General features: G+C 74.9%; 4 protein-coding genes. All 4 read right to left on the reverse strand.

Annotation, left to right across the window (positions count from 1 at the left end; genetic code table 11):
• Positions 1-768, reverse strand: a complete 768-nt coding sequence (locus N864_RS20815) for an adenosylcobinamide-GDP ribazoletransferase (protein ID WP_034721891.1) — start codon at positions 766-768, stop codon at positions 1-3.
• Positions 761-1,333, reverse strand: a complete 573-nt coding sequence (locus N864_RS20820) for a bifunctional adenosylcobinamide kinase/adenosylcobinamide-phosphate guanylyltransferase (protein WP_034721893.1) — start codon at positions 1,331-1,333, stop codon at positions 761-763. The genes N864_RS20815 and N864_RS20820 overlap by 8 nt, the downstream gene beginning before the upstream one ends.
• Positions 1,330-2,181 carry an ECF transporter S component gene (locus N864_RS20825; protein WP_034721896.1) on the reverse strand — a complete coding sequence of 284 codons (852 nt, stop codon included), beginning with the start codon at positions 2,179-2,181 and terminating at the stop codon, positions 1,330-1,332. The genes N864_RS20820 and N864_RS20825 overlap by 4 nt, the downstream gene beginning before the upstream one ends.
• A partial coding sequence (locus N864_RS20830; RefSeq protein ID WP_155893043.1) for an ATP-binding cassette domain-containing protein occupies positions 2,178-2,985 on the reverse strand: 808 nt, incomplete at its 5' end. The genes N864_RS20825 and N864_RS20830, both read right to left, overlap by 4 nt.

The raw sequence follows: 2,985 nt of genomic DNA on the forward strand, positions 1-2,985 counted from the left end.
TCAGCCGGTCGCGAGCAGGGTCGCCGTGACGAGGGCCGCCGCCAGCGCGGCCTCGATCGCCGCGCCGACCACGTCTCCGGTCACGCCGCCGAGACGCCTGGTCGCCCGCCGTGTGACGGCCTCCGCGCCGAGGAGGGCGGCGAGCGGGACGAGCACAGCGGCATACGACGGCAGGTGACCGAGCCACGCTGCGACGGCACCAAGAAGCATGACGACCACGACCGTCACGACGAGCCCGGCCGGACCGACCGAGCCCGCCACGCTGCGCCCCAGACCACCGGGCCGCGCCGCCGGGCGGCCGCAGGACGCGAGCGCCGGCGCCAGGCGACTGGCCACGAGCGCCGTGCCGGCCAGGACCGCTCCGGGGACCGTCCGGAGGAGGGCGGCGAGGCAGGCGACGTCGACGAGCAGGACAAGGACGAGCGCGGCGGCCCCGGAGGGGCCGACGTCGCTGCGGCGCATCACCTCCAGGGACCGCTCCCGGTCATAGCCCGCCGACAGGCCGTCCGCGGTGTCGGCCAGCCCGTCGAGATGCATCGCCCGCGAGAGCAGGACCGGTGTGGCGACCGCGAGCGCGGCGGCGACGGACGGAGGAAGCCGTTCGTGCACCACGACGGCCACGAGTGCGGCCCAGACGAGGAGGGCGGGCACGGTCGTGGCGGGGGCCAGCACCATGGCCCAGCCGGCCGTCCGTCGGTCCACCCGCCGCGGCGGCCGGACGGGCACCGCGAGGAAGGTGCCCATGCAGAGGCGCCAGGCGTCAGGCACGCAGCGTCCTCGACGGCGGATCCTTCGGCACCACTGGGGCGCTCGTGAGGTCGACGACACGCCCCGCGACGACGAGGTGCACCACGTCGGCCACCGCGCTGACGGCGGCGTTGAGCCGGCCGAGCTCGTCCTGGAAGAACCGCCCGGACGCGGAGGTCGGTACGACGCCCCAGCCCACCTCGTTCGTGACGACGACGACGGGCGCGGCAGCGCCGGACAGGGCTGCCAGCAGGTCCGCCCCGGCGCTCGCCACGACGGACCGCGCGCGCTCGAGGTCGTCCCAGCCCGTGCCGTCGACCAGACCGGTCAGCCAGGTGCCGAGGCAGTCGACCAGGACGGGCGTGTCGGCACCGCCGATCACCCTTGCGACGTCGGGTGACTCGACCGTGGTCCACCCGGCCGGGCGTCGCGACCGGTGCTGGAGGACCCGCGACGTCCACTCCGGGTCGGGGCCGGGCAGCGGCCCGGTGGCCAGGTAGACGACTGAGGAGTGCAGGCTCAGCAGGCTCTCGGCGTGCCGGCTCTTGCCGCTACGCACCGGGCCGGTGACGAGCGTCGTGGTCACCGGGCACCGCCCGACCGGTCTATCGCGACCTGGGGCTCCTGGGCGCTGAACGACGCCTTGGCCCCGAAGGCCGCGCGCCGGGCCGCGCGCCGGAAGACGCGCAGCAGCGCGGGGCCAGCCAGGAGGACGAGCACGGCGTTGAGCACGCCACGAGGCAGGTCCCAACCGAGCGAGGTGGCCAGGTAGAAGACGCCGTAGTGGTGCAGGTTCTCGACAACCGAGGCGCCGGGCACGAAGCTCATGCCCGAGGCGGCTCCGGCGCCGAGGAAGGGCCAGAACCACAGGTTCATGACAAGGCCGAACAGCAGCCCGGTGACGAGCGCGTAGCCGGCGAGCATCCAGCGCTCAGGACGCGTCCCGGGTCGCACCGGCAGAAGTGCGGCACCGAGGCCGACGCCCCCCGCGCAGAGCATCTGGTAGGGCAGCCACGGGCCGACGCCTCCCGTCAGCAGGGCACCGGTCAGCAGCGCGAGCGAGCCGGAGACGAAGCCGACTCCCGGCCCGAGGACCCGCCCCGCCACGATGACCACGAAGAAGAGGGGCTCCAGCCCGGCGGTGCCGGCACTGAGCACCCGCATCCCGCCGCCTGCGGCCGCGGCGACCCCGAGGACGGCGATCGTCTTCGGGTCGAGCCGCCCGGAGCTGACCTCCGCGAGGCAGACGAGGCAGAGCAGGCCGAGCAGCGCCGCGAACAGCCAAGGCGTGTCGTTGCCGTGCGAGGTGACGAACTGGGCCGTGGCGAGGAACGGCCACGTGAACCCGACCACCCCGACGAGCCCGACGAGGGCGATTGCGACCTTGCTCGGCCAGCGGAGCGCGAGGACCGAGGGCGACGACGCGCGCGTCATGCCGACCTGCCGAGGGCGGCCGCGACGTCGGCGACGGTCAGCCAGGCCTGGGGCAGGAGCACCTTGGTCACCTGCGGAGCGAACGCGGGGGAGGCCGCGAGCACCTCGCGCACCGGCCCGTCCGCGACGATCTCACCGTCGGCGAGGATGACGACGCGGTCCGCGCACTCGGCGACCATCTCGACGTCGTGCGTCGCGAGCGCGATGGTGGTGCCCGCCTCGACCAGTCGGGTCAGGACCGCCGCGAGCCGACGCTTCGCCCCGTAGTCGAGTCCCCGGGTCGGTTCGTCGAGCAGGAGGACCTCTGGCCCACCGGCGAGGATGACGGCGAGGGCGAGCTCGAGGCGTTGTCCCTCGGAGAGGTCCCGGGGATGCTGACCCGGGTCGATGGGCCCGGCGATCGCATCGAGCAGCCCAGCCGTTGTCCCGGCCGGCACTTCGAAGTCGCGGTCGGCGCTCCGGCACTCGTCGGCGACGGTGTCGGTGTAGAGCAGCAGCTCCGGCTGCTGCGGCACGAGCCCGACGACGCTGACCCGGTCGTGGGCCTTGAGCGCGCGCGGGTCGAGGCGACGGCCGCCGATCCGCACGGTGCCGCCGGCGATCGGCAGCTGGGCGGCGACGGCGCCAAGGAGGGTGGACTTGCCCGCGCCGTTGCGCCCCATGAGCGCCGTGACGGAGCCGCTTTCGATCGTGAGGTCGACCCCACCCAGGACGACGCGTCCGCCCCGCACCACGCGGAGCCGCTCGACCGTGAGGGCGTCGTCCGGTCCGGTCCGGCGCGGCGCGACCGGCTCGAGCCCGGCG

The organism is Intrasporangium chromatireducens Q5-1, from assembly GCF_000576575.1.
GTDB lineage: Bacteria > Actinomycetota > Actinomycetes > Actinomycetales > Dermatophilaceae > Intrasporangium_A > Intrasporangium_A chromatireducens.

Excerpts from the sequence above, each read along its gene's own strand:
- N864_RS20825 (WP_034721896.1), bottom strand. The coding sequence starts at position 2,181 with ATGACGCGCGCGTCGTCGCCCTCGGTCCTCGCGCTCCGCTGGCCGAGC.